Raw genomic sequence first — 26,203 nt, 5'->3', positions numbered from 1 at the left:
GTTGGCGTTCTCAATCTCGCAGAGGGAAGAACTGCGCCGCTTCAGAGAGCGAGTGCAGCAAAGTGGTGTCCTGGGGCGATCCAATCCAGACGGCCAGCGCGCTGAAATTATCCTGCTGCCCCTGATCCGACTGATCGTTTTTGATGATTTGCTGCATCAGCGTCAGCCACTCTTCCGGTGTATTCACCATGTGCAGTGACTGCTGCATCTGTTCCAGCGTCACGCCGTGCCAGAAACCATCGGTACAGAGTAAAAAGGCGTCGCCATCTTCAATCCCGACCACCTCGCTGTAACTGGCGTCGCGCTGCTCATCGCCCATCCCCAGCGCAAAATAGAGCAGATTACTGTTGATGCCTTCGGTGCGATGTCCGGCATCTTTCATCTGCTGCACCAGGCTGTGGTCGGTGGTGACAAGATAGAGATAGCCGCGACGAAACAGATAGAGACGGCTGTCGCCGGCATGGGCCCAGCAGGCCAGATGGTAGTCGCGGTCGATAAACAGGCTGACCAGCGTGGTCCCCATCCGGCTGTGTTCGCTGCTGGCTTTCTGCTGCTGACGGATGGCGTGATTCGCCTGATTGACGTAGTTGCGAATCGACTGCGCATTGAGGTGCGCATCACCATCAAACGATTGCAGCAGGCTGCTGCGGGCGATGGCGGCGGCCTTATCTCCGCCGGGAAATCCGGCCACACCGTCACAGACGACAAAGCAGGCTGAACGCTTACCGATGACATCACCGATCTGATCCTGATTACTGGCGCGATCGCCCTGATTCGACGTCGAGGCAATAGTGATATTCATGCGTCATCCGTGTGGGTTTGTGAGTCTTTGTACTGATTAACTTCCAGGTCATAGGCGTGCAGAAACGCTTCGCCAAACAGGGTGTGGAAATCGTCTTCGATCTCGCCCGCTGTCTCGCCGTAGCGCTCCACAAAATGCTCCCACAGTGCCGCTTTACGGCTGCCCGGCAGGCCGATACGTGACACCGATCCCGCCTGACGCGCCTCCTCCTCCAGCTGCTCCGGGTTAAAGGATTGCAGCATTGAGGCGATGATGGCGCGGATACCGGCGATCATGCCCAGCTGGTGCGCCTGCAAATCGATCAGCGCATCACGCACCGCCTGACGCGGCGGCATAAAGCCCGGCATCCGGCTGCCGAACATCTGCATCAGGACTGTTTTGCCCGACGGCAGCAGTTTGAATGGGTTGTTGGCGTCGTCGAGGATCACCGTCATGTCAGCCTTCACCCCGCGCTTGAGGATCGAACGCGACGACAGCAGCGCCACCGTGCCCTGCGAGAACATGCTGAGCATCTGACCAAACTGCAGCATCTGCTCACGGTCAAACTGTGGCGTCGGCTGCAGGTCGCGCAGGCCCATTCCCTCCAGCAGCGCATCCAGCAGTTCGCCTTTCAGGGCGTCGCCACTGCTCTCGCTGGGGGCAGTCGGGTGCGCAGCGGCGGCATGATGGCGACCGGAAGCGACCGGATCGATGCGCAGCCGCCCTTTTGGCGTCGGCGATGGTGTGCGCTGCACCGCCTGCGGCGTGGGCAGCGTAATTCCGCCGTAATCGATCTGCGGATTTACCGCGTCAGACTGGCCGGGCAGCGCTTCGTCAATCAGCGGCGTCTGCTGCTGTGCCTCAGGGTGAGGCTGGCTGTGAGTCTCATGCTGCTGGGTCGGTGATTCGTCGAAGCTGAACAGCGGTGAGTGATTGGTGTCGGTCAGGCTGTCGGGAGCCTGCTCCGGTGGACGAGCGGCAACCGGCTCAGTTTTTGCCACTGGCTGAGGTGGTACATGCAACGTGGCCGGTTTCGCCGTCGTCAGCTCCGGCTGGGCCAGCGGCACCGCGTTGCCCATCATCAGACCCAGCGGATCATCATGGTTGCGCGCATCCACGCTGCTTTCGCCATCAAACAGACTCAGCGGATCCAGTTCAGCGGCAGGCGTTTCAGCCTGCGGTGGCGCCGTGTTCTGCTGAGCAGACAGCGTGCTTGGCGTCCGGTCGTCAAAAATACTCTGCTGCCCGAACAGCGCATCGCCTTCATCAAACAGGCTGCTGTTTTTTGGCTGCTGACCATAATCCAGCGGCGCGTCGTTAATCAGCTGAGCCAGCGGGTCTTCCGGATTTCGATCAGGACGCGCGGGCGCGGTCAGCGGATGGGCCTCGGGCATCTCTGGCGTAGCTTTGCGTTTAGAGAGATCGTCCGAAATCGAAAACTCTTTCGCCAGGCTGTCCCAGATTTCGCTGGGAATGGCGGCGGTGGTGCTGGCTTTTTCCACTGCCGGTTCGCGAACGGGTGCTTCGGGCTGCACCGGCTCAGGACGCGGAACGGCCCTTTCCATCTGCGGCTGATGGTCGCTGTTGAGATCGCTGACCAGTAGCTGATAATCATCGATGCCCAGTATGTCCCCATCCTGCAGCTCAACCTGACGCCCGCGTTCCAGCGGGATATCGTTGAGCAGCACGCGCGTCACGTTGCCACGGTTGGTCAGGCGACATTCGCCGTTAGCCGTGATGTGCACAATCGCCTGCAGGCGGGAGAGTGTGCGATCGTCATCCGGCAGCACCAGATTATTATCCACACCGCGGCCAATGGTGCCGCCGGGCGGGAAGAAATCACAATGAGTCTGTGGCGGCTGTTGGCCGGGTTTAGTCGTTATTATCGTAAAGCGCATAACGGATTCCTGCGGTTAGCGGTTCGGCATCTATACCGCGCACCTCTCGGAGAAAGGCGCGGGGTATAGAGAGCGGGAGGATTTAATTTTGGGAGTTGTTTTTATCTTAAATAATAGTGGCGATAAATTTATTAATTAAATTAACAGAGCAACTGCTTAATAAATTAAATGCATTGCATCACAGCTTATAAATTTTCGAATTAAAATGGCATAACGTTAATACGGAAAAGAATAGGCATTGATTTTATATAAATAAAAAAATGATTGGCCTGTATGAATTTCATTTAAACAAGATCATCTGGTGGCAATAAGGCTTTGGCCTGACACTGCACCACAACATTCACCATCCACTATAAAGAGTGTGTCAGGCCGGGAAAGAAATGAGCCAGAGGCATAATCAATAAGGCAACTGCTTCAGAATCGCGGTGCGTTCCTGATCGAGACGGTCAATACAGAAATTTATGGCACTCACATAAGCATCGCTGCCTTGTTCAGCGGCATAGGCTTCAAGCCCGCACTGACTATCACGGTATTTAAGCCAGTTACGCTGAGTATCAACAAAAGCGCTTCTATACTGGCTTGACTCCTCACCATGGCCCTTATAAATTTTCTCAATTCGGGCCTTCGCAGCCTTGTACTCTTTATTTAAATTCAGCTCTGACTCTGTTTTATTTTTTTCTGCACATCCATTAACTTCCTGAACGTTATTTCCTTTTGAACAATCACTCATCGCGTGGACGGGGGAAACGTAAATAATTGAGACACACAGCATTAAAAATAAATAATTTTTCATTTTATTATTGACCTGCAACGTTTGTTTTATCATAAAATTGCGGAATGCTTTCATTAATGAAAAATAGTATAATTCACTAATTTCATTTAGAAGTTAACTAATTATCATAACAATAGTTACTTTAGAGCCAATATGACTTTCAATAAATAACATTTTGCATCACTAAAAAAACATCAACTGTTAAATTCCAGTTGATAGATGATGACAACCTCAGAAAAACGATGTTAATTATGTAAATCCTTTTCAAAAAATTTCTATCTTCTATTCTTTTAATTGATCTGACTGATTGCAGTCAATTAAGATTTTTAAATATTAAACTGAAAGTCGCATATAAAAAAGACATGATGCAAACCAAAACATGAGTTGAAGGCCAGGTTCAACATACGCCTGGCCATTATAAAACTTTCTATTTCATGACCCCAAGATCCTGGGCAATGACTTTATCCTTAAATGTAACGATGTAATCCCAGAGATTCTCGCCTTTAGTGCTGGGATAAAAAGAATAATCATACTTGCCGTTAGTGAACCGATAACCCTTAAAGTCACAAACGTCCGGACAGTTTGTGTTGATTGTCTCACCCTTAAGAGCTATAGAAGAATTATCTTTTAAGCTTATTGATTTAAGTGAAACTTTATTACAAGACACGTTACCTTCTTCACAGCCATATTCAATTTCCGCTTTGAACTTCTTTCCTTCAAAGTGTGAAACTGAGTTAGCTAAAGCTAAAGAAGGTAAACACATAAACCCTATAGTTAATAAGACACTCGTTTTCATCATGATCTTGTATAGTCCGCGTTATGATAAACTTTTAATTCAGTAGCTCTTCTTTTTATAAGACCTTTGTTTACTTTTCCTTGGCTTTTTTTCCATGACTTCCATGATTCATCAAGGTCTTCATTACTTTCGCCATTCACCACTTTGACAACTGTAGAACCACCAAACCCCTTTGATGCGCTACCGATGCCTATGTTATAGCATAAAATTGTCAACGCATCGAATTGACTTTGTGTTAAGTTAACTTTCACATATGTTCTGACAGCGCTCTCATAAATCTTTAGAGAATCTTTAAATAGCGTCTCAGCATCTGTTGCCGTTATTCCGTTTTTGAACTTCTCGAATTCTGTCGCATTTTTTATCAGATATCCATAACCTATTGTAGCACCTTTATTATAACTACTGATATCCTTGCCGGTCTGATCATCATAAGGTTTCAGTCGCAAATTTTCATAGTTCTTCAAAAGATTAACGCCGGACTGACTTAACCTCATTCCTGAAACATTATATTTTAGACCAACGCCATCTCCGGGAACATTGTTAACTGGGTTGTTCGATGGTTGAACCTTATCATCCATTAACTGTTTTAATGTTTTACCATTCACATCGATTTTGGCATCAGGTGAATGCATAAAGGTTTTTTGGAAGTTCCTTATTGCGCTAATAGTATTATTACCGCAAATTCCGTCAACTCTTAACTTAAAACCTTTTTTTACTAACAACTCTTGTATTTTAACTACATCCTTATGGGAATTCACTGCATGTAAACCAACGGCACGTTCAATAGTCATTGATAAACCTTACCCCCTCATAAAGAGGGGGATAGTTGATTAGGCTTCTTTATTTTCCTTGATATTCCATCCCGCGCTACTTTCTGCACCTTTTCCGCCGGAAGAGGTTTGCTCCCAATATTGTTGTTTCACTTTCGAAGCCTGGAATGCATAATTGATACCTACTGTATCTCCATTATCAGAACCCGTGTAGTGAACTGTGGTGACCAGTACATCTTCTAACGTGATCCGAGCATACTCAATCTGCTGTCCACCTGCCTTGCAGATAGAAAGCTCAACTTTAGAAATATGTTTACCGCTAGCACAATATTTAAGAATAGCTGTCGTGGATTTATCGATCAGAGCGTCAACAGAAAGGTCATTGAAATTAACCTTACCTGCACCACCCCCACCACCAACAGCCATATTACCTGGCTGACTTGAACCCCAGGTAAAAGAGGTAATATCAGTCCAACCGTTATGATTAGAATCTTTAGACTCGCCTGTCACACCATCTACTTTTAAAAACATATCAATAGCCATAATATTCACTCTTCGTTGGGGAAAAAAGTTATCGCTTTCGAAAAAGCATTTATATGGCAAAAAGAAAAGCATGGGGCTGAATAAAACAGTCCATATTTTACCTTTGCCTTGCTTCTGAAATATCGTCATAAACAATATTTCAGATACTGCGTTGCCGGGCACCAGACCGGGCAATGTATTTATTCCTTTCTCATGATGAGAAATCGAGGTTCTGACAGGCATTCAGGAAGCAGATAAGCACTTAATAAATTTCTCTTAGCTTATCCGCCGCCCAGTAAAAACCGAACGATGCAGTAAGTGAAATAGTAATCACGATGCCGTTAATTATTTTCCCCATCATCGTGACATTCCAGTCACAGAAGAAAAGGTAATAACCTACACAGGTGATTAAAATAAGAGAAGAAATAAAAACCAGCAGATAATGCAGCAGGTGCAAAGCTGATTTTTTAAGCATCCTGTTCCTCCCTGACATTTATCTCAGCAACCTTTCTATCAGCCATCAGGCGCAAAAACCTTTCGCGCCTGATAAACCTGTAATTCAGAGGATGAATGATGCCAGGTCATCCCCGGCATCACGCCTCCCTTTCAACCCTTACGCATTGTCATTTTTCAGTGACGGCAGCTTAGAGACCAGACGCAGAGAAACCGTCAGCCCTTCCAGCTGGTAGTGCGGACGCAGGAAGAATTTTGCGGCGTAATAGCCTGGATTATCCTCCTGCTCTTCTACATTCACCTCGGCAGCCGCCAGCGGCTTGCGTGACTTGGTCTCCTGCGAGGAGTTCGCCGGATCGCCATCGACATAGTTCATCACCCAGTCGTTCAGCCAGCGTTCCATCTCATCGCGCTCGCGGAAGGAGCCGATCTTGTCGCGCACGATGCACTTCAGGTAGTGCGCGAAGCGGCAGCAGGCGAACAGGTAGGGCAGACGCGCGGCCAGACGGGCGTTGGCGGTGGCATCGGCGTCGTGATACTCCATCGGCTTCTGCAGTGACTGCGCACCAATAAAGGCGGCGAAGTCAGAGTTTTTACGGTGCACCAGCGGCATAAAGCCATTTTTCGCCAGTTCAGCTTCACGACGATCGCTGATGGCGATTTCGGTCGGGCACTTCATGTCCACGCCGCCGTCATCGCTCGGGAAGGTGTGGCACGGCAGATTTTCAACTGCCCCACCCGACTCTACGCCGCGGATCGACGTGCACCAGCCATACTCTTTAAAGGAGCGGTTGATGTTAGCGGCCATGGCATAGGCGGCATTGCTCCACGTGTAGTTGCCGTGATCGGAACCGTCGGTCTGCTCTTCAAAGTCAAAGCTGTCGACCGGGTTGGTACGGATACCGTAAGGCAGACGCGCCAGGAAGCGCGGCATCACCAGACCCAGATAGCGTGCATCTTCCGATTCACGCAGGCTGCGCCAGGCAGCATATTCGGTGTTCTGGAAGATCTTGGTCAGATCGCGTGGATTCGCCAGCTCCTGCCACGACTCCATCTGCATCACTTCCGGCGCGGTGCCGGTGATGAATGGACAGTGCGCGGCCGAACCGATACGCGCCATCTCACCCAGCAGCTCAACATCCTGCGGACTGTGGTCGAAGTAGTAGTCGCCCACCAGGCAGCCAAACGGCTCGCCGCCGAACTGCCCATACTCCTGTTCATAAATCTTTTTGAACAGCGGGCTTTGATCCCAGCCGGCACCCTTGTAACGCTTCAGAGTACGACCCAGCTCCTGCTTTGAGATGCTCATAAAGCGGATTTTCAGCATCTCGTCAGTTTCGGTGTTGTTCACCAGATAGCTCAGGCCGCGCCAGGCGCTTTCCAGCGACTGAAACTCCGGATGGTGAATAATCTGGTTCACCTGCTGCGACAGCTTTTCGTCGATCTCCGCGATCAGCGCCTGAATGGTGCGATAGGCGTCGCTGGAGACGGTGACGGTGTTCTCCAGCGCCTGCTGCGCCAGGGTTTTTACCGCGCTTTCGACCGCGGCGCGTGCCTGATCGCTTTTTGGCCGGAACTCTTTATTCAGCAGCGCGCTGAACTCATCCTGACTGAAACTGGCTGCGCCCTGCGACTGCGGTTGTTGTGAAGTCTGCGTCATGCCTGCGGCTCCTTACCTTCAGTGGCCTCATCCTGCTTTGGCAGATGGGTCAGAGCCTGCAGCAGTGTCGGATCCTGCAGCACCTTACCAATCAGCTCTTCCGCACCGTTTTTGCCGTCCATATAGGTCAGCAGGTTCGCCAGCTGGGTACGCGCTTCAAGCAGCTTGCTCAGCGGCTCGACGTTGCGGGCCACCGCATCCGGTGAGAAGTCATCCATGCTGTCAAAGGTGAGATCGATGTTCAGCTTGCCTTCGCCATTCAGGGTGTTGTCCACCTGGAACGCGGCGCGCGGCTTCAGTGCTTTCATGCGCTCATCGAAGTTGTCGATGTCGATCTCAAGGAATTTGCGTTCGTCGATGCCCGGCTGCGGCTCCAGCGGTTTACCCACCAGATCCGCCAGCACACCCATCACAAACGGGAGCTGGATTTTGCGTTCCGCGCCATAAATTTCCACGTCATATTCAATCTGAACGCGAGGCGCGCGATTGCGGGCAATGAACTTCTGCCCACTGGATTTGCTTGTTGCCATGGTTTTCTCCATCAATGATGCGCGGATTATGTGTCACAGCAGGCGCGCAGGTCCCGCTGCGTGAGTGGGTCACGCCTGCTTAGTCGCGACGTCCGAAAATAGTTTCCAGCTGGTGTACGCCATCGGGTGCCAGTTCGCGGATGATCTCCAGGAAGTCGCGCTCGATTAAACGCTGTACACGGTCGATCATCAGTGGGGCCGGATGGCTCGGCTCATGCTGGGTGAAGTAGAGCTTCACTTTCTCCAGCATCAGCTGCGCGTCGGCGCGGGAACTGATCTGCACCGTGCGCCAGTCAGCGGCAGCACGAGGCATCGCTGTGACAGCCGCCGGTGCAGCAGCTTCTGCAGGCTGTTGCACGGCTGCTGTGGGGATCAGCGCATTGAGATCGGTGGCCTGGCAACGTTCGGCGATCAGCGCAATCTGTCTGCGCAACTGAGTAAGTTCCGGCACCGCGGCTTCGCCCAGCCGTTCAGTCACGGTTTCGCAGATGGTCTGCAGCCGCTCATGAATCTGCAGCACCGCCTCAATACCGGGCTGGTCGCCGCGCGCCAGTTCGTCGATCAGACGCGGCAGGCCGCCAGGGTAGTCCGCCACTTCGGTTTTACTGCCGTCGCACAGGGCGGCCGCATCGCGCAGCGTGATGCCGTCAGAGGGATAGCGCAGCAGCCAGCACTGACGCACCGCGCCGCTCAGAGCAGCTTTGTCACCCAGCAGCGCCAGCGCATTAATGCGGTAGAAGGGATCCTGCTCGCCGAACTCTTCCAGACGGGGCCACAGCGGCTCCCAGTAGAGCAGCAGCGCCTGTTCAATCAGCTTCAGCCCCTGCGCATAGCCCGGCAGCCCTTTCAGTTCGGTCCAGGCGTGAGTCAGCGCCAGCATCACCCGTAAATCTTTGCTGCGGGCCAGCAGTGCGATCGCCAGCTTCTCGACTCTGTTCCAGTCGGCGGGTTCCGCCGGAATGATGGTGTCGCCGAACTGCTGTTCCGCTTTACCGGCACTGGCCTGCTCCATCGCCTGAAAATCGGCGTGGTACTCCAGGTTATCGCCGCCGGGATTGTCCTCGCTGACCGGAGCCAGCAAAGCCTCTGTATTCATCGTCATGCGTGTCGCCTCAGGATTCAAACATCGGGGGATAAAGTCCGTTTCGTCCCGGCTTTGCCCCACCGGCCGGATCAAACAGCAATGAAAAGAGCTGCGCGGTGAAGTTACCGCTGTGGACCTGGGTATAAAGCGGGAAACCGTCGCTTTGATTAGTCCACCAGAAACTGGTGTAGAACTGCGGGTCGAAGTTTTCGCCCGGAAGCGCCCAGTTCAGCGTCGAGGGCGTATCGCCATGCCCGATGACGTTGAGAATATCCGACGCGTCACCCGCTTCCTGCGGTGGTTGCGGCTGCGGAATGCTGATCAGCGCCTGATCCAGCTGCTCCGGTGACCCGCCGCCCTGCACCACCCGCAGCAGCGTATTGCCTACCTGCTGATACCACTCCCCGGAGCGGGCCAGCAGGGCTGGCGACCACTCGGCCGGGGTGAAGTGGCGCAGCGCGCAGAGCGGATAGTTACGCCCTACGCTGTCCCGTGCGGCAATCAGGCAGCCCATCTGGATTAGTTGACTGCCCAGCATCGGCGGCACCACAAAATTCCAGACCGGCGCGTTGAGGAACGGGCGCGACGGGGCGTTTTCACTCTCCTGGCTGCTCTGCCAGTGATGCAGGCCCACCTGAAACCAGCTGGACCATTGGCGATAGAGCACGTCAGGAAAGCGGCGCTTCACAAAGTCACCCGCGCTGGGCAATTTGCCGTACCAGCAGGGTGCAGCGTAATGAGTCATTGTCGGGTCCTGTTTCAGGGGCAGCTAAAGCCGGGAAGCTGGAACGGATTACGAATGCTGCCAGGGGTGAACGACAGCGTGACCTGATGCCCTTCCACGCTGAATGTGGCTTCACGGGTCAGGCCGCCAGCAGCGGTGACACGGGCGCGGTCAAAAAAGCGATTGAGCGCCCAGGGGCCACTGGTGACCAGCGTCGATGTGGTTCCGTTGGTCAGGCCCAGCTGCATCCGCACCTGGCTGGTGCCGCCAGGGCCAGGCCAGCTGACCATCTGCACTGCCTGCGGTCCGTGGCTGTAACGCAGGATCTGTCCATCCACATCCAGCGTCAGGTTGAGAATGTCGTTGTCCATTTTTACGGTGCGCAGTGTGACGCGGAAACCTGGCGTCGTGGCACCGTTGGCAAAGAACGCATCGCGGATTGACTGCGCCTGCTGGAACGGACGCAGTAACGCTTCGCCACCCGGCAGCGTTTTACCGTCGATACCCGGCGTAAAGCGCCACGCCGCGTTGGTGGTATCGACTTTACTGGCCAGGTTGTCGCGGAAGAAGCTGTCCATCATGCCGCTGCCGGGAGCAAACATGCGGGCCAGATCGTCGGGTGTCACCTCACTGCGCGCGGAGCGAACCAGCGGATAACGACCGGCGATCGCCTGACGACAGAAACTGCCCACTTCCATGGTGATGCGTTTGCGGACGTTATCCATATCGCGGCGTTGTGCATCGCTGCTGGCGCCGACCGCCATGCTGGAGACCATATTCTGCAGCGAACCGGGCAGTCGTCCGGCGCTGGCCTGCAGGCGGCTGATCGCATCGCTGGCCGGTGGCGGCATCCCGCTGTTGGCGGCATCCTGCACCGCCGTGAGGTAGCGATAGAGATCGTCAATCTGGTGCAGGAAGTCATCCACTGCCAGCACCTTGCTGCCCTGCTGTAGCGGCTGCGCCAGCTCAAGAACCGGCGCAAAGTGCACGGCAACCGCCTGCTCGGGAGAGACCTGAGTTGCCGCCTGTCCACGCGCGGCACTCGCCTCGGGCGAGGTAAACAGCGCTTCAAGGGTGCGGGTCGCGCTGTTATCCGCTGGCTTCGCCGCCTGCGCGGTTTTCTCATCAGGCTGCGCCCGGTTCAGCGTCAGCAGGTTGCTGAGGTTGATCACCAGCTGACGCAGCGGCGAATGGTTGCCCGACAGCAAACGCGCGGTGTTGATGCGTTGCGAAAGATCGGCACTGCTGTTGAGCTGGATATCGCTCAGGAACTGCTCCCACTGGCGGATGTAGTCCTGCACATAGAGCTGGCGCACCGCGAGATCGGTCTGCTCACTTTTCTGCTGCGGCGCAGCACCGTCCAGTACCCAGAGATCGTCCTGATAAAGCGCCTGCGTCACGGGGACAATCTGCTTATCCACATGCTGCCAGTAGCCATCCGGCGTATAGAGACCTGCCACACCGTCATTGACCGATTTACCGCTTTTGCGGGAAAACACCAGCTCGCTCTGGGGGCCACCCAGCGCCGCCAGCGTAACCGGCTGCAGGCTGTCATCGCGTTTCAGCAGGCGCTTCAGCCGTCCATAGACGCGCTGTGACAGCGGCATCTGATTAATCAGCGCCTGCTCGCGCTTTACCAGCGCTTCATCCTTCGCATACGGCGACGAGTGAATCTGCGTCTCCAGCAACTGTTGCAGGTGCCACGCCAGCTGTTTCACCTGCTGCTGCGTAACGTTCTGCGGCAGCTCACGCGAAAGGTTAAGCATCAGCCAGGCCTGCAGGAATTTGCCATCGTAATGCTTAGGCTGATAGAGCATCTGATACGCCTTCAGCGCCTCATAGCTGTAGTCAGCATCGCTGCCATTATCGTTGCGCAGCCAGCGGGTGATGTTTTGTGCCACCTGCGGCAACAGCAGCTGTTTCAGCGCTTTGTCGTAGAGCGCGCGGGTCGCATCGCTGACCTCGGTGCCGCGATACAGTCCCATACGGCGAGTCAGCGGCGGGGAATCCAGCGAGAAGTCGGCGCTTTCCGGCAGGTGCAACAGGGTGTTGAGATAAGGCACCAGGGCAAAGAGATCGCCATTGACCTGCTGCTGAAGCTGATCGCCAAGCTGCTCCACCTGTGGCCCTTTAGCGGCCATCTCCTGCAGGTAAGTTTTGTTCTTGCTGTAGCTGGTGAGCCACAGCCCGCCGGCAACCAGTAACAACAGCAGCAGCGCCAGATAGCCCGACCAGAGACCGGCGCGGTTGCGTAGTTCCCACCAGCGGTTGCTGCCCGCCAGACCCGACTCCTGGAAAATCACATTTTCCAGCACCCCTTTCAGGAAGAAGCTCTGGCCTTTGTTCTGCGGAATCGGTGACTCTTTATTGACCTGATCCCAGCTTCCCGACTCGCCCGCCTGCTGACCCGGCAGATTCAGTGCGCGGTTCAGCTCGCCCATCACCCGGTCAAACGGCAGCCCTTCCTGGGTACCACTGGCAAAATAGATGCCGCGTGGCGCGAACTGGGTTTCAAAATCAGAGCGGGCAAACAACGTATCGAGCGCGTCTGCCAGCAACGGACGTAATGCCGCAAACTCCTGCGGGAAGAGATAGCTCTCGGCCCGCGCCTGCGCGTCGCTCTCTGTCAGCAGGCGATCCGCCAGTCCGGCATCAAGCCGCTGTTGCAGCAGTGAATACTCCTGCTGGAACTGGCTGTTCAGCTCAAAATCGGCGGCGGACGCTTTCGCCCACGGGAAGGTAAATCCCCAGATCTGTTCACGCTGGGCTTTGTCCAGCGAGGCGAAGTAGCTACGGAAGCCTTTCAGCAGGTCGGCTTTTGTGACCAATACGTAGACCGGGAAACGGATGCCGAGACGATCATGCAGCTCCATCAGGCGCTGACGCAGCGCCAGCGCCTGGTTGCGCAGCGCTTCGGGCGACTGGCTCAGCAGATCGGAGACGCTCAGGGTGACGATAACGCCGTTAATCGGCTGACGTCCGCGATATTTACGCAGCAGGTCGAGGAAATGATGCCATTCGCTGGCATCACTATCCTGCTGACTCTCCTGGGTGCTGTAGCGCCCGGCGGTATCGAGCAGGACGGCCTCATTGGTGAACCACCAGTCGCAGTTGCGGGTGCCGCCAATGCCACGCAGCGCCGACTTGCCGAATTTATCCGCCAGCGGAAACTGCAGGCCGGAGTTGACCAGCGCGGTGGTTTTACCGGCACCGGGTGCGCCGATAATCATGTACCACGGCAGCTGATAGAGATACTGACGACCAAAGCGCTGCGCCCAGAACGGCGTGCCCTTGCTGCTGTGACGCTGGAAGTGCGCCTTTTTCAGCATTTCGGTGGCTTCCGAGAAACGCCCTGCCAGCACCTGCTCTTCGCTGGTCAGCCGCTGACGATCGGCTTCCGGCGCATCGCTTTTGCCCGTTTCCAGACTCGACATCAGCTTGCGGTTGAGCCAGAAATTGTAGAGCCGCGGGATCGCCTGGCCCAGGCCCCAGACCAGATAGAGCAGCGCGATACTGATCATGCGGTTCTGCTCTGGTTCAAGCGGACGCGAATCAACGATAGAGAAGACCGGGCCAATCACCCAGATAATAAATGAGAGCGCGGTAATGCCGACAAAGCCCCACGCGAGGCGGCTGGTCAGCACCGCAAACAGAATATTCAGCATGGATCAGTTCCCTCTCGCCAGGCCGTTGAGTTCGGCATGCGTCGCATCCGGCGCCACCAGCAGTGTGATTTCAACACGACGGTTACGTGCGCGATTTTCTGCGCTGTTGTTTGGCACCAGCGGATTGCTTTCGCCGCGCCCTTCCGCTTTCACCCGTGACGGATCTGCCAGCTGCTGTTGCAGCAGGGACTGCACCGACCGGGCGCGTGCCAGCGAAAGCTCAAAGTTGGAGGCGAAGCGCGCGCTGCGGATCGGCACGTTATCACTGTAACCAATCACCTGAATCTGGCCGCTGACGTTGTTCATGGCGGCGGCGATGCGCTGAATCACGTCGATATAACGTCCGCGCACGTCGGTAGCCGCCGAAGCAAACAGCCCATCCCCTTTCAGCGTCACCACGCTGCGATCCGCTTCGTCACGCACGGCCACCAGTCCGGCATCAATTTCCGGTTTCAGGAAAGCGCGCAGGTTCAGCGTGGCGGGCGGTGGCGGCGCAGGGTTAGCGATCTTCACCTCCGGCAGCGCCGTCTGATAGATGCGGGCCAGTACCGGCGAGGTGTAATCACCCAGACGCCAGTTGAGCACGATATAGAACAGGCAGGCCGCCAGCCCGGCTACTGCAGCGCAGGCCCACAGCGGGATCATCGGTCGCCACAGCTTGCGCAGCACCGGCTGATCGGTAGGATGCGGTGACAGCGCCTCCGCATAACTGCCGCGTACACTTCTGATCATCTGCAACAGACGCTGCTTGATGGTCTCCAGCTGCGAGCGGCCATTGTCCAGCACCCGGTAGCGTCCTTCGAACCCCAGCAGCAGACAGAAGTAGATCAGCTCCAGCATCAGAATGTGACGTCTTGGGTTCTGCGACAGCTTGGCCAGCAGCTGGAAAAACTTCTCGCCGCCCCAGGTTTCGTTGTGAAAGGTGACCAACAGGCCGTTGCTGGTCCAGACGCCGCGACTGCCCCACGGCGTCAGCGCCGCGGCCTCATCCAGCGCGGTACAGAGGCAGTAACGCGCGCCGATGATCACTTCGTAGCCGAGGCCAGACTGCTGGCAGCTCAGCTCAAAGCGGCGAATCTGATCGATCAGTTGCTGGCGCAGTTGCGCCGGGTCTTCATGCGATACCGAATGGCGGATCTGTGGAATCGCGTTAATCAGGGGGTTAGCCGCCGCGACCAGCACATTCTGGTGGCTGGCATCGGGCGCAAGATCGCTGTGTGATTTTTGTTGTTCCTGCATCATGCTGCGTGCTCAGTTTATTATTCTGACTGACTGCGGATGGCCCAGAACTCCATGTTCAGGCCTGGAAACTCACCGGCAAGATGCAGCGCAAAAGCGCCCGAGCGCTCCATCTCTTTCCATAGCTCGCTGTTCTTATCCAGTTCGAAATAGCTGTATCCGGCATGCCACGGGATCTGCGGCGGTGCGCCGGGCATCGCACGAAGTGCCAGACCCGGGAGTTGCAGCTGCACCAGATCGCGGATTTTGCTGACCGGCGCGACTTTCATCTGCGCCGGGAAATGGGTTTTGAGAGTGTCGGCTGGCACGCTGGCTTTCACCGCCAGCACAAAGCCAAAATCGTGCACCATGCTGCTCTCCGGCACGGTGGCGACGTTCAGACCGTGCGAGCGCTGAGTCAGTGGCAGCTGAATCGCGCTCTCTTCCATCACCTGCGACAGTCCCTGGCGAAGTAGCAGCGACAGGCGACTGAAGCAGCTGTGAAGATCATCATGATCGTAGAGCGGCAGCGAATCCGGTGCGCGGGCGGGTGTCCAGGTGCTGAGCTCCGCCGCCAGTTGCAGCCAGTGGCTGTAGAGCGTTTCAGGATGCAGCAATGGCAGATGTTGCAGATGGCTGTGCAAGCCAAGCTGACGATTGAGCAGCGCCAGCAGCATAAAATCGACCATATCGGCGCTGTTGAAGCGGCCGGTGCCCGGTGCGCGCTGACTCAGCTGCTGGCTGCGTTGCAGGATCAGCCCGTGCAGATCGTTAAACATGTTCTGCAGCGGACGGCTGCTGTTCAGGGTCAGCATCGGCGGGATGTAGTCGCTGTCGAGCCGGATGTGATTGTCGCTGCGTTTTTCAATGACCTGCGCCACGCCCATCGCGGTCCACTCAGCCGTCAGATCCTGTTCCAGCATCAGACGCAGGCGCAGCTTGCCGAACTGCACCGTGGCGCTGCCCACCGCCTGGGCGTTGTCATCTTCCACGTCCGCTTCCCAGGCGAGATAGCGCGCCAGAGAATCCTGTGATTCCTGAAAAGCCACCACTTCGCGCCCATTACGCCGGGCCGGAATGGCCAGCACCACTTTGCTGCGGTCAACAGAGGCCGGCAGATCCAGCGGTGCCGGACCGTGCTGTGGCTGGCTGAAGGAGAAGAACGTGCCATCAGGCAGACAGCCGCTGGCAGCACTCAGCGCCAGTTTTCCCTGACGAAGCAGCGCCTCATCGAACTCGAGATCGTAAAAGCCCCACGTATAGGCGCGCTGAGACTGGCCCCACTCACGCAGAGTGCTGAGAAGATAATTTTCTGACTGCTGGAAATGGTGAGGACGCAGAAACATCCCCTCGGTCCAGACCACCTTTTCGGCTCTGTTCATAGACATCACTGTTTTTCCACGCGAAGGCCATTAATCCCCGCCACGATGCGGGCATTCAGCTCGCCATCGTTACGTTTCCAGAACGCCCAGAATGACGGTGACTCGCCTTCGGGAACCGGCAGCGACAGACGCCAGACCTTGCCATCCAGCGACTGATATTCCGCCATGATGCCGATGAAGCGCGCCTCCGGCAGACTCCGGATGCGCAGTGTTTTGCTGCGCTGTTCTGGCGTCAGGAAGAACTGTTGGGTGTAGAGCTGGGCGCTGCCCAGCACGGTTGCGGACTGGTTTTGCAGGGAGTAGAAGTCTGCCGACATGAACTCTGCATCGGAGCTCAGTAACACCACGCGGACTTTCAATGGTGCACCGCCGTTAAGCTTATTCTGTCCCTGCACGTCCAGGTTGTAGTAAGCCACCGGCGGCGTACTGTTGCTGCTGCAAGCTGCAAGCAGCCACACCAGCAGCACGATCAACCCACGACACAGTTGTGTTGTTCTCATCATCAAGCCCTCCCTGCTCAGTGCGATTAGTTAATGATCCAGGTTCCGTTACTGCTGTTCTGACAGGCGGTGCTGTCACCGTTAACCGCGACGCAGGTTTTCTTCTTGCTGCCGCTGCGCACGCGACGTTTTGGCTGATCCGCTTTAACCGTCTGGTCGTAAAGTTCGCTTTTCACCACGGCGCGGAACGGCACATAGCCCGTCAGCTGCACGGTTGCCTGAGGTGCGGCAGGCTGAGCGGCATCTTTCGCGGCAGCGGTGGCGCTGTCCGGTTTAGCTTCTGCTGCGGCCTGAGCGGGTTCACCCAGCGCCAGCCAGTTGTTCTCTACCTGACCAATCACGGTGTAGCTTTCGCCGGTTTTCAGGGTCTCTACGACCTTGCCGCCGTAACCTGGCTGGCTCATTACTGAGCCGGGATAGAGCGCGCGGTAGGTTTCGTTGACCGGGCTGAACTGCGCTGGTGGTTTAACGGCATAACGGTGACTCATCGCAACACCGTCCACCGTACTGGTGACCAGCGTGTCATCGGTCATTTTTGGCGGTGTTTTACAACCGGCGACTGAGAAAACAAACATCAGGCCTAACGCAATGCGGAGTTTCACCATTTTTTTCATGTTGTGTTCCATTCATATCCTGGAGAGGGGCCAGTGGCCGGTTGTCAGTGTTGAAAATCGGGAATAGGTCTTTAGAGAATTTGACTTAGTGCCACGCAAAAAGAGAACCCTTAAACAAACCGCGCAAAATAGTCGCGCAATGAAACGACTAAAGATCAGAATGAGTTAAGTATAAAAAAGCATCAACGGAGACAAAATCGGGAAACAGGAGGAATCTGACCTGGTAATAAACGATCATAAATATGATCAATTTTTTCCCGGCAAATTTGAGAAGGCAGGTAAAACCCAAGCTTTACTTATGCCATCCCTGGTCGTAAAAAAGACTTATTGACTCAGATTTACAATAACAGTGCTATTTGCTAACGAAATAAAATGACTTAACACATCCGCCACAAAACCCATTAAAGCGATCATATTCAACAATTTACGTAGCTTCAATATTTCATAGCTACCGCACGAGCCAGGTAAATCCTGCCCGCAGATCTCAAATTACAATCCATGTGTAAATATAAGCTGCGAGTTTACAGAAGATTGACAAAATTTCAACGGCCCGCTTTTAGAAGATTTTACTTTAGAAATACTTAACAAATTAAGTTAATCCAAATATGTCACGCTTTTAAGCAATCAGTTAGGACAAATCCTAATAACTTGCAAAAATATGAAGTATTTATACACATTCATGACTTTTTCAATGGCCCACCATTAAAAATACTCATGTTAAAAATGGTTCTGATTGTGAGCAGGCAAAATGGGTAAGAGCAGGCAGGGGGAAGTGATGAGCAGTCCTGGTCACCGCACCCGGCAATAAATATATACTTATCAGTTCCTTAACCGTTTAACGTGCAGAGGTGCGGCAGGTGAAAGCGGGAGAGGATGGGACGGAGGTAAGCGAAGCATTAACCGGGTGATTTGCGCGTTCAACAGGACTGTTTAATTCTTCTTTAGAGACGGTGATTGGCGATAATGTTAATTGTGTCAGTAGGTTACAGCGGGCAGGATACAAAAAAACCACGCCGGAGCGTGGTTTGAGTGGGTGTGCCGGGTAAACGGCTTAGGAAGATTAGAAGAACCCTAGTGGTTCAATGCTGTAGCTCACCAGCAGGTTTTTGGTCTGCTGATAGTGATCCAGCATCATTTTATGCGTCTCGCGGCCGATGCCCGATTTTTTATAGCCGCCAAATGCGGCATGCGCCGGATAGAGGTGATAGCAGTTAGTCCAGACGCGACCGGCTTTAATCGCCCTGCCCACCCGATAGGCACGGTTGATGTCGCGCGTCCAGACGCCCGCACCCAGCCCATAAATAGAGTCGTTGGCAATGCTGATCGCTTCCGCTTCATCTTTAAAGGTCGTGATACCAATGACCGGGCCAAAGATCTCTTCCTGGAACACCCGCATGCTGTTGTTGCCTTTCAGCAGTGTCGGCTGGATGTAGTAGCCGCTGTTGAGTGAATCATCCAGCTTCTCTACACCGCCGCCCACCAGTACTTCAGCACCCTCCTGACGGGCAACCTCAAGGTAAGAGAGAATTTTATCAAACTGCTGCTGCGACGCCTGCGCGCCCACCATGGTCTCGGTGTCCAGCGGATCGCCCCGTTTAATGGTTTTTACCCGCTTCATCACGGCCGCCATGAACGGCTCGTAGATCGACTCCTGTACCAGCGCACGCGACGGACAGGTACAGACTTCGCCCTGATTCAGGAAACCGAGCACCACGCCTTCGGCGGCTTTCTCAATAAAGCTCTCTTCCGCCTGCATGATGTCTTCAAAGAAGATGTTCGGTGACTTGCCGCCCAGCTCGACTGTCGACGGAATCAGGCTTTTCGCTGCCAGCTCCAGAATATGACCACCGGTGGCGGTAGAGCCGGTAAAGGCGACTTTGGCGATGCCGGGATGAGAAGCCAGCGCTTCACCCGCCTCTTTACCAAAACCGTGCACCACGTTCAGCACGCCCGGCGGCAGCAAATCTTTAATCAGATCGACAAAGAGAGTGATCGACAGCGGCGTCTGTTCAGCCGGTTTCAGCACCACGCAGTTACCCGCGCCCAGCGCCGGAGCCAGTTTCCAGGCCGCCATTAACAACGGGAAGTTCCAGGGAATAATCTGCGCGACCACACCCAGCGGCTCATGGAAATGATAGGCGGCGGTGAACTCATCAATCTCCGCAGCACTGCCCTCCTGCGCCCGGACACAACCAGCAAAGTAGCGGAAGTGATCGACGGCCAGCGGCATATCGGCCGCCAGAGTTTCGCGCACTGGCTTACCGTTATCCCAGGTTTCATAGACCGCCATGGTCTCAAGATGCTGTTCCAGCCGATCGGCAATTTTCAGTAACAGCAGCGATCGTTGTTGTGGCGAGGTCTTGCCCCAGGCTTCTGCCGCCGCTGCCGCAGCAGCCACAGCGTTATCAACATCGGCAGCGTCTGAGCGCGGAAACTCACCGGCCGCAGAGCCGTTCACCGGGGAGGTGTTGGTGAAGTAGTTGCCGTTCACTGGTGCGACGAATTCACCATTAATGAAGTTGCCATAATTCTTTTGTAGGGTAATCAGAGAACCCTGTTCTCCGGGGGCGGCATAACGCATGATCATTCTCCTGACAGGTGACCGATGTAACAATGATGAAACTTATTATTAACATGAAGCATCATCAAGAGCCTGTCAGGTCTGTTAACCGGAAACTGTGACCGCCCCGAAGGAATGGGTGTTTACGCTTCGCCTTTAGATAATTCCGACTTTTACCCAAAAGGCTGGTCAGTGAGCAACTTGTGCGGCACAAAGGGGTCAACGTGAGGATGAATTCATTCTGGAGATGAGCATGCTGGCTTCAGCTTTTACCCTGATGCGCGCTAAAGCCAATTTCGTGCATCAGTTTATTCGCAACCCTCGCAAGATGGGCAGCATCACGCCGTCGTCAGAGGCGTTGTGCCGTACCATGATCGCCTCGGTGGAATGGCCTGAAAAATTACGCATTGCCGAACTCGGGGCGGGAGATGGGGTACTGACCCGGCGGATACTGGCGCAGATGGCACCCGATGCCACCCTGGATGCCTTTGAAATCAGCAGCACGCTGGCAGACAAGCTTGTAGAGATGGACGATCCGCGCATGACGGTGCGCACCTGTTCCGCAGAGTATCTGAGCGGGGAGTATGATGTGATCTTCTCCGGCCTGCCGCTGCTGTCATTACCCCCTGAACTGCGAGAGGCGATTCTGCGTGCGGTCTATAACGCCCTCGGCCCGAACGGTGTGTTTGTGCAGTTCCAGTACACCTCGCTAACCCAGCCTGACTTGTCGCGCTACTTCACCTGGGAGCGCCAGCGGGTGCTGAAAAACGTACCACCCGCCTGGGTCTATCGCTGTACGCGTCACTACGCGCCCTGAGCACGCCCGACTGCCGGGCGCGTCTGTTGCCAGAACGTCACCAGCAACTCACGCGCCCAGTCTTTCCCCTCAATCTCGTTTGCTCCATCTTCTGTGCAGCCCTGCGGCGTACAGACGTTCATGATGTGCCGTGAAAATTCGGGATGAAACTGCACGGAGAGCGCCTGCGGTGTATAGCGCACGATCTGACAGCCATCGCGTGCAGACGCGGCCAGCACCTGCGCCTGAGGCGGCGCGCTGATAACCGACTGACGATGCGACAGCCAGACGCTGAAATCCTGTGGCAGTTTTTGCAGCAGCGGATCGCGCTGCGTCTGAGCTGAGCAGCGGATCGGTAACAGACCGCGCTCCCAGCCATTGGGGTTATCTGCCACTTCGCCGCCCAGCGCATAGGCCATCAACTGATGACCATAGCAGACGCCCAGCAGCGGCAGATCATGATCAATTGCTGCCCGAATCCATGCGGCGCTACGTTCGCTCCACTCAGCGTGATCGGTGACCATCGCCCAGGAACCGCTGAGGATCGCCCCGGATATCTGATCGAAATCGGGTAACGCCTCACCCATATGGGGCCGGACAATCAGGTACTCATCGGGTTGCAGACCTAACGCGTCGATAAACCAGCGAGGCTGTTCACCGATCTCTGAGACGACGTTTGCGGGTGGGACTTCAAGCTGAATTAACGCAAGGGGTAAGGCGGACGTATAAGTCATACCGAATCGGTTCCTTAAAGAAGTCGTTTCAAATCAGTCTGCCAGTATCGCGCGTGAAAGTCTCATCGGCCAGCGCGCCAATTGCAGAAAAATTGTCGCTGCAATTGGCTGGAATGCTGCTGTTCGTGCCATCATTAGCGGGCTAAGCAAAAATCATCGAAAGGATATTATCGTGGCTGTGCGGCATTTTTTTCTGATTCTGATGGTGGTTTCCATCTGGGCCTTCAACAACGTTGCAGTGAAATGGGGCTTGCTGGAACTGCCGCCCCTGTTTCTGACGTTTATGAGATTTGTGGTCGTGGCCATCGTGCTGGTGCCGTTTTGCCGGATTAACCGTCAGCAGTTTCCCTGGCTGTTGCTGCTGGCGTTTACGTTCGGCTTTATGCACTTCTCGCTGCTGTTTGTCGGCCTGCGCTACACCGATGCCGGCACGGGTGCCATTGTGGTGCAGCTGGGAACCCCGATTGCGATGCTGCTGGCGATGGTGGTGCTGAAAGAGAAGCTGAAGCTGGTGCAACTGATGGGCATTATGATCTCGCTGAGCGGCGTGGTGGTGCTCTCCGGCAGCCCGACGATTCCGTCTTGGTGGGTGCTCTGCCTGCTGCTGTGCAGCGCCACCGGCTGGGCCGTCAGTAACCTGATTGTGAAGAAGTCTCCGCCGATTAAACCGCTGACCATGACCGGATGGATTGCGTTTCTGGCGATTCCGATCACAGGCGCGTCCAGCTTTGTGATGGAGTCGAACCAGCTCTATGCCCTGCAGCATGCGGGCTGGCACGGCTGGTTTGCCATTCTCTACAGCGCCATCGCCTCGTCGATTGTGGCTTATACGCTGTGGTACATGCTGCTGAAGAAATATAACGTCAATCTGATCATGCCCTACTCGCTGCTGACGCCGGTTTTATCGGTGCTGATGGGGATTGTAGTGCTGGGCGACAGCCTCAACAGCTTCAAGATTATCGGGGCATCCCTGGTGATCCTCGGCACGGCTACCGCGGTGATCAATCTGCGTAACCTGCGGATGCATGCCCGCTTCCCGCGCCTGCGGCGGCGTTAATCCCGCGTGCTATGCTTGAGAAATAACTTTTCTCAGGGAGCACAACATGGACTCAAAGCTCGCCGCCTCTCTCTGGCAGCAGATGCAGCAGGGATTGCGGGGTCGCGACGACGCCTTGCCTCTTCCGGCTTTCGTTGATCGCGCCACCTTCTCTTCTGCCTACGCCGTCAGTGAACTGGCGGCCACCAGCATCGGTCTGGCGACCCAGGCTGCCGCTGCACTCATTGCCACATCCCGCCCTGAATTTCCCTCTCCCCCCATCACCGTCAATGTGCGTCTGGCGTCGCGCTGGTTTCAGCAAAGCTTTCACCCGCTTAACCGCGCTGCGCCCGCAATGTGGGATGCGTTTGCCGGTGACTATCGCAGCCGCGATGGCTGGATCCGCCTGCACACTAATGCCGCGCATCACCGGCTGGCGATGGAGCAGGTGCTGGGCGCGCACGCCGATCGCGCGGCGCTGGCGCAGCAGGTCCAGCAATGGCAGGCCAGCGAACTGGAGCAGGCGATTATTGATGCCGGTGGCTGTGCCGCAGAAATGCGCAGCGCTGCTGCCTGGCAGCAGCACCCTCAGGGCCAGGCCGTGCAGCATGAACCGCTATTTAGCTGGCAGACCACACAACAGGCAGCGGCGCCGGAGTGGCCGCTGGCCGAAGCCCGTCCTTTACTGGGCATCAAAGTACTGGATCTGACGCGGATTATTGCCGGGCCGGTCGCTACCCGTTTTCTTGCCAGCTTGGGCGCCAGCGTGCTGCGCATCGATCCGCCCGGCTGGCAGGAGCCGACGCTGGATGAAGAGATGAGCTGCGGCAAGCGACGAGCGGTGCTGAATCTGACTCAGCCCGCCGATCGCGAGCAGTTTATCCACCTGCTGCGTGAAGCAGACGTGCTGGTGCATGGCTATCGGGCAGATGCGCTGGAACGGCTCGGGTTTGACGCGGAGACCCTTCAGTCGCTCTCACCCGGTCTGGTTGATGCCGGCCTGAATGCCTGGGGCTGGCAGGGTCCGTGGCGCAATCGCCGGGGCTTTGACAGTCTGGTACAGATGGGATGCGGGATTGCCGAACAGGGCATGCAATGGCAGCAGAGCGATAAACCGGTTCCGCTGCCGGTGCAGGCACTGGATCATGCCAGCGGCTATCTGCTGGCGGCGGCGGTACTGGAGGGTTTGTGGCGACGTATTACTGAGGGGCACGGCAGCCAGATCCGGCTGTCGCTGGCACGCACTGCGTGGCTGTTGCAGCAGCACCCTGCTGGTCAGCACGCAGGCTCCGGCATTGTGCCGCAGGTAAAAGACAATTTGCCCTGTTACGAATTAACGCCGTGGGGATTTGGCGTGAGGCTAAAGGCGGCCGCCTGGCTGCCCGGCACCCCGCAGATCTTTGCGACGCCAGGCTGTACGCCGGGTACGCACCCGGCGACGTGGTGAATCAGGCGTCAGGCGTCTCTTCGCTGCTATCCAGCAGTTCGTTGTACATCGCCTGAATCGCTTCGCGGCTCAGCATCGCCAGGGTGCGATAGAACGCGGTGGTCGCGTGCGCTTCCACTTTGCCCAGGAACGTACCGCACCACGGCAGCAGGTACTCTTCAAACAGCGCCATTTGCGCTGCGCTCTCATCTTCCGTGGACTGATCTTCAAGCCATGACGCGGCCAGCAGCAGCACACCAAAATGGTCAGCAGGCGCATCGCTTAGCGGCATTCCACGTGAGGTTAAGAAGGCCCGCACTTCCGGCTCCGGTTTGCCTTCCGGCCACTGTGACGCGTACGGCGGCACATTACAGTCGCTGCCAACAAACAGCGCGTTGTAATCGGCGGCCAGTGCCTGCGGATCGCTGTTCTGTTGCAAACGGGTCAGCAGTTCATCCTGCTCCAGCGGCCACTGCGACTGCAGTTTGCCTTCACGCAGCAGCGTGAATAGCGGCACCAGCAGCGGGTCCTGCGGCTGACGATTAAACAGTGAGCCGATCACGCGGCACAGAATGGAAAACTCATTCATGAGTCAGATTTCCTTGAAGCAAGTAAATTAAAAGTCAGCCAGTTCAGCAATAGGTTTGCCGCTACGCATTTCCAGAAAGTCGAGCAGACGACGCGGCGTAACATTTAACACCCGATCCTCGGGAAAATCCACCTCGCGAGCAATACGCAGGCAGTGATCGAAGTGACCTGGCGTAAACGCGGTGAGGGAATCGGAGCCAAATGCCAGTTGTCCACCGGCATCGGCGGACTTAACAACAGCGATGACCGGAACTCTGAGTAATCGACCCTTACACCTGGCTATCTCAGCCAGAAAGTGAGTTCATACTTCAGAAAAAATCTTAAAGCAACTGGTTAATTTTGCATAGAAAACTTCAGAATACATCATCCAGCAACTTCTGATTCTGATGAACTATTAGCCAGGCGGAATGAAGATATGCAATAACAGGCTAATCAAACTCGTAAATTTTCATAAAAAAAATAGAATAAAATAAAAAGCACTTTTCATACGGGGGCTTACCTCCACTAGTAATAGCGAAAATATTTTCCACAAAAATAAATAATTAAAAGGATCCATAGAAAAGCGAACAGCAGACCATATGTAGGAAAGACGCTTACAAAAAAAACGGCCCCGACCAGACCGGCCGCTGGTGGTATAAGTCCAAAGAAGGATTGACTTACCCAGGCATATAGCCAGCGAAGGATCGCCTTCATTTTATCAAAATCTTGTTTAGTAGATTTAAAATATGCTCTTCGCTAGTGGAACCTGAATTTTTCAAATAGATTATTTTAGACATTTCCGGCTCAATCAAATAATAGAACATTTCTAAATTAGCATTATATAAGTCGAAGTAATACTCCGCATCATCGAAGCGTAATTTTCTTGCTGCTTTTGTGGCAATCTCAAACTTACCATAAAATTTAAAAGCGGTTACGGCATACGAACTTGTAGCATTAATTACATTAATATGTGACTGTTTGAAATCCCGGGATTGTGTAATAACGAGAGCGATTAACTGTGCTATAGCAAGTTTAGAGAATTTACCAGAAGCATAATCAGACGCTTTTTCAGCTAACAGTCTCTGTATGTTCTGGATGCCTGTATCACCAATACGGCTCAGTTTTTTTCTGAAGTATATTTCTACCATCTCTAAAACCACGTCCTGCCGGGTAAACAGCATTCTGAGTTGCTTCAGGTATCGCAAATCTTCCTGCTTAAGTTGATTACAAACATCCTTGTAGTCATCAAAAAAGCATGAACCATAGCCGCTTGCACGTTGAGCGCCAGACACAATCCCCCTTCCTGTATCAAGCATTGTTTGATGTAACTCAGCAAGTGCCTTCTCAAAGTTAAGCGCAATGGTTCGCTCTGCCTGAAGTTTAATCTTAAGATAAGACATGCTCATACTCCTCCCTTTGTGTAGAATTCCTTATGCAACGATTGTATACTGAAGTGAAAGGTATGCAAAGAGAATGGCTTATGAAAAGGATCAAGTGGCTGGCTTTATACACCGTATTTACTCTATTTTATCTTATAGTGATCCCGGAAATCATCTTCAGAACCCTTTCGGAAGATGCTTACATGAAGCTCGGTGAAATCGTAAATCCATTTCAAATTTTCCCTTCAACAGCGAATGCATTATTCATAGCAATAATAATTTCAGCTTTGCTATTAGCATGGTTAACTATTAAATTAATAAAGCGCGTTACCAGGC

23 protein-coding genes and 1 pseudogene are annotated in these 26,203 nt (G+C 54.6%); 3 read left to right on the top strand and 21 right to left on the bottom strand.

Annotated elements, in window-relative coordinates; all coding sequences use genetic code 11:
* Positions 1-10: 10 nt before the first annotated feature.
* The 17 genes from AC2LB6_RS17575 to exaC all read right to left on the bottom strand — a co-directional run bounded on the left by AC2LB6_RS17575 (position 11) and on the right by exaC (position 19,950).
* A complete protein-coding gene (locus AC2LB6_RS17575; protein WP_490094453.1) occupies positions 11-802 on the bottom strand; it encodes a PP2C family protein-serine/threonine phosphatase in 792 nt (263 codons plus the stop codon).
* Positions 799-2,679: a type VI secretion system-associated FHA domain protein TagH gene (gene tagH, locus AC2LB6_RS17570; RefSeq protein ID WP_490094452.1), complete on the bottom strand. Its 1,881-nt coding sequence runs from the start codon at positions 2,677-2,679 to the stop codon at positions 799-801. The genes AC2LB6_RS17575 and tagH overlap by 4 nt, the downstream gene beginning before the upstream one ends.
* Before the next feature lie 397 nt (positions 2,680-3,076).
* Positions 3,077-3,505 carry a lysozyme inhibitor LprI family protein gene (locus AC2LB6_RS17565; RefSeq protein WP_490094451.1) on the bottom strand — a complete coding sequence of 143 codons (429 nt, stop codon included), beginning with the start codon at positions 3,503-3,505 and terminating at the stop codon, positions 3,077-3,079.
* A gap of 373 nt (positions 3,506-3,878) precedes the next feature.
* Complete coding sequence (locus tag AC2LB6_RS17560; RefSeq protein ID WP_115064794.1) at positions 3,879-4,250, bottom strand: hypothetical protein; 372 nt, start codon at positions 4,248-4,250, stop codon at positions 3,879-3,881.
* The gene (locus tag AC2LB6_RS17555) at positions 4,247-5,038 is read right to left on the bottom strand and encodes a glycoside hydrolase family protein (protein ID WP_115764700.1); all 792 of its coding nucleotides are present in this window, start codon (positions 5,036-5,038) and stop codon (positions 4,247-4,249) included. Before AC2LB6_RS17555 ends, AC2LB6_RS17560 begins: the two co-directional genes overlap by 4 nt.
* Before the next feature lie 39 nt (positions 5,039-5,077).
* Positions 5,078-5,560, bottom strand: a complete 483-nt coding sequence (locus AC2LB6_RS17550; protein ID WP_039391933.1) for an Hcp family type VI secretion system effector — start codon at positions 5,558-5,560, stop codon at positions 5,078-5,080.
* Between the two features lie 241 nt (positions 5,561-5,801).
* The gene (locus AC2LB6_RS17545) at positions 5,802-6,014 is read right to left on the bottom strand and encodes a hypothetical protein (protein ID WP_490094450.1); all 213 of its coding nucleotides are present in this window, start codon (positions 6,012-6,014) and stop codon (positions 5,802-5,804) included.
* A 138-nt stretch (positions 6,015-6,152) separates the two neighbouring features.
* Positions 6,153-7,652, bottom strand: coding sequence for a type VI secretion system contractile sheath large subunit (gene tssC / locus AC2LB6_RS17540; RefSeq protein WP_090962033.1), 1,500 nt, complete (start codon positions 7,650-7,652; stop codon positions 6,153-6,155).
* Positions 7,649-8,182, bottom strand: a complete 534-nt coding sequence (gene tssB / locus AC2LB6_RS17535; protein WP_008925979.1) for a type VI secretion system contractile sheath small subunit — start codon at positions 8,180-8,182, stop codon at positions 7,649-7,651. Before tssB ends, tssC begins: the two co-directional genes overlap by 4 nt.
* A gap of 79 nt (positions 8,183-8,261) precedes the next feature.
* A complete protein-coding gene (tssA, locus tag AC2LB6_RS17530; protein WP_490094463.1) occupies positions 8,262-9,278 on the bottom strand; it encodes a type VI secretion system protein TssA in 1,017 nt (338 codons plus the stop codon).
* A 16-nt stretch (positions 9,279-9,294) separates the two neighbouring features.
* On the bottom strand, positions 9,295-10,011 hold the full coding sequence (gene tagF / locus AC2LB6_RS17525) for a type VI secretion system-associated protein TagF (protein WP_090962038.1): 717 nt from the start codon (positions 10,009-10,011) through the stop codon (positions 9,295-9,297).
* Between the two features lie 14 nt (positions 10,012-10,025).
* The gene (tssM, locus tag AC2LB6_RS17520; RefSeq protein WP_490094449.1) at positions 10,026-13,655 is read right to left on the bottom strand and encodes a type VI secretion system membrane subunit TssM; all 3,630 of its coding nucleotides are present in this window, start codon (positions 13,653-13,655) and stop codon (positions 10,026-10,028) included.
* Positions 13,656-13,658: 3 nt separating this feature from the next.
* A complete protein-coding gene (locus AC2LB6_RS17515) occupies positions 13,659-14,897 on the bottom strand; it encodes a DotU family type VI secretion system protein (protein WP_490094448.1) in 1,239 nt (412 codons plus the stop codon).
* A 17-nt stretch (positions 14,898-14,914) separates the two neighbouring features.
* Entirely contained in the window at positions 14,915-16,255 is a 1,341-nt protein-coding gene (gene tssK, locus AC2LB6_RS17510) for a type VI secretion system baseplate subunit TssK (protein WP_490094462.1), read from the bottom strand.
* Between the two features lie 5 nt (positions 16,256-16,260).
* On the bottom strand, positions 16,261-16,758 hold the full coding sequence (gene tssJ, locus AC2LB6_RS17505; RefSeq protein WP_490094447.1) for a type VI secretion system lipoprotein TssJ: 498 nt from the start codon (positions 16,756-16,758) through the stop codon (positions 16,261-16,263).
* Between the two features lie 23 nt (positions 16,759-16,781).
* Positions 16,782-17,381: an SH3 domain-containing protein gene (locus AC2LB6_RS17500; RefSeq protein ID WP_490094446.1), complete on the bottom strand. Its 600-nt coding sequence runs from the start codon at positions 17,379-17,381 to the stop codon at positions 16,782-16,784.
* Positions 17,382-18,429: 1,048 nt separating this feature from the next.
* A complete protein-coding gene (gene exaC / locus AC2LB6_RS17495) occupies positions 18,430-19,950 on the bottom strand; it encodes an acetaldehyde dehydrogenase ExaC (protein ID WP_490094445.1) in 1,521 nt (506 codons plus the stop codon).
* A gap of 232 nt (positions 19,951-20,182) precedes the next feature.
* On the opposite strand from exaC, the gene AC2LB6_RS17490 reads away from it, so the two are divergent.
* A complete protein-coding gene (locus AC2LB6_RS17490; RefSeq protein ID WP_490094444.1) occupies positions 20,183-20,746 on the top strand; it encodes a class I SAM-dependent methyltransferase in 564 nt (187 codons plus the stop codon).
* Here AC2LB6_RS17490 and AC2LB6_RS17485 read toward each other — a convergent pair.
* A complete protein-coding gene (locus tag AC2LB6_RS17485; RefSeq protein ID WP_490094443.1) occupies positions 20,734-21,459 on the bottom strand; it encodes a glutamine amidotransferase in 726 nt (241 codons plus the stop codon). The genes AC2LB6_RS17490 and AC2LB6_RS17485 overlap by 13 nt on opposite strands.
* Positions 21,460-21,631: 172 nt before the next feature.
* Between AC2LB6_RS17485 and AC2LB6_RS17480 the strand changes: the two genes are divergently transcribed.
* Positions 21,632-22,516: a DMT family transporter gene (locus tag AC2LB6_RS17480; protein ID WP_490094442.1), complete on the top strand. Its 885-nt coding sequence runs from the start codon at positions 21,632-21,634 to the stop codon at positions 22,514-22,516.
* Positions 22,517-22,562: 46 nt separating this feature from the next.
* The gene (locus AC2LB6_RS17475) at positions 22,563-23,942 is read left to right on the top strand and encodes a CoA transferase (RefSeq protein ID WP_490094441.1); all 1,380 of its coding nucleotides are present in this window, start codon (positions 22,563-22,565) and stop codon (positions 23,940-23,942) included.
* Position 23,943: 1 nt separating this feature from the next.
* Here the strand turns inward: AC2LB6_RS17475 and AC2LB6_RS17470 are convergent, their stop codons facing one another.
* The 3 genes and pseudogenes from AC2LB6_RS17470 to AC2LB6_RS17460 form a co-directional block, all read right to left on the bottom strand.
* Entirely contained in the window at positions 23,944-24,510 is a 567-nt protein-coding gene (locus AC2LB6_RS17470; RefSeq protein WP_490094440.1) for a TorD/DmsD family molecular chaperone, read from the bottom strand.
* Between the two features lie 27 nt (positions 24,511-24,537).
* A pseudogene (locus AC2LB6_RS17465) lies at positions 24,538-24,729 on the bottom strand (phosphatase); the annotation flags it as partial.
* A gap of 469 nt (positions 24,730-25,198) precedes the next feature.
* A complete protein-coding gene (locus AC2LB6_RS17460; RefSeq protein ID WP_490094439.1) occupies positions 25,199-25,888 on the bottom strand; it encodes a hypothetical protein in 690 nt (229 codons plus the stop codon).
* Positions 25,889-26,203: the final 315 nt, after the last annotated feature.

The sequence above is a fragment of the Pantoea sp. RCC30.1 genome, assembly GCF_058148845.1.
Note: the sequence above shows the minus strand (reverse complement) of the source record. Positions and strands in the feature narration are given on the sequence as shown.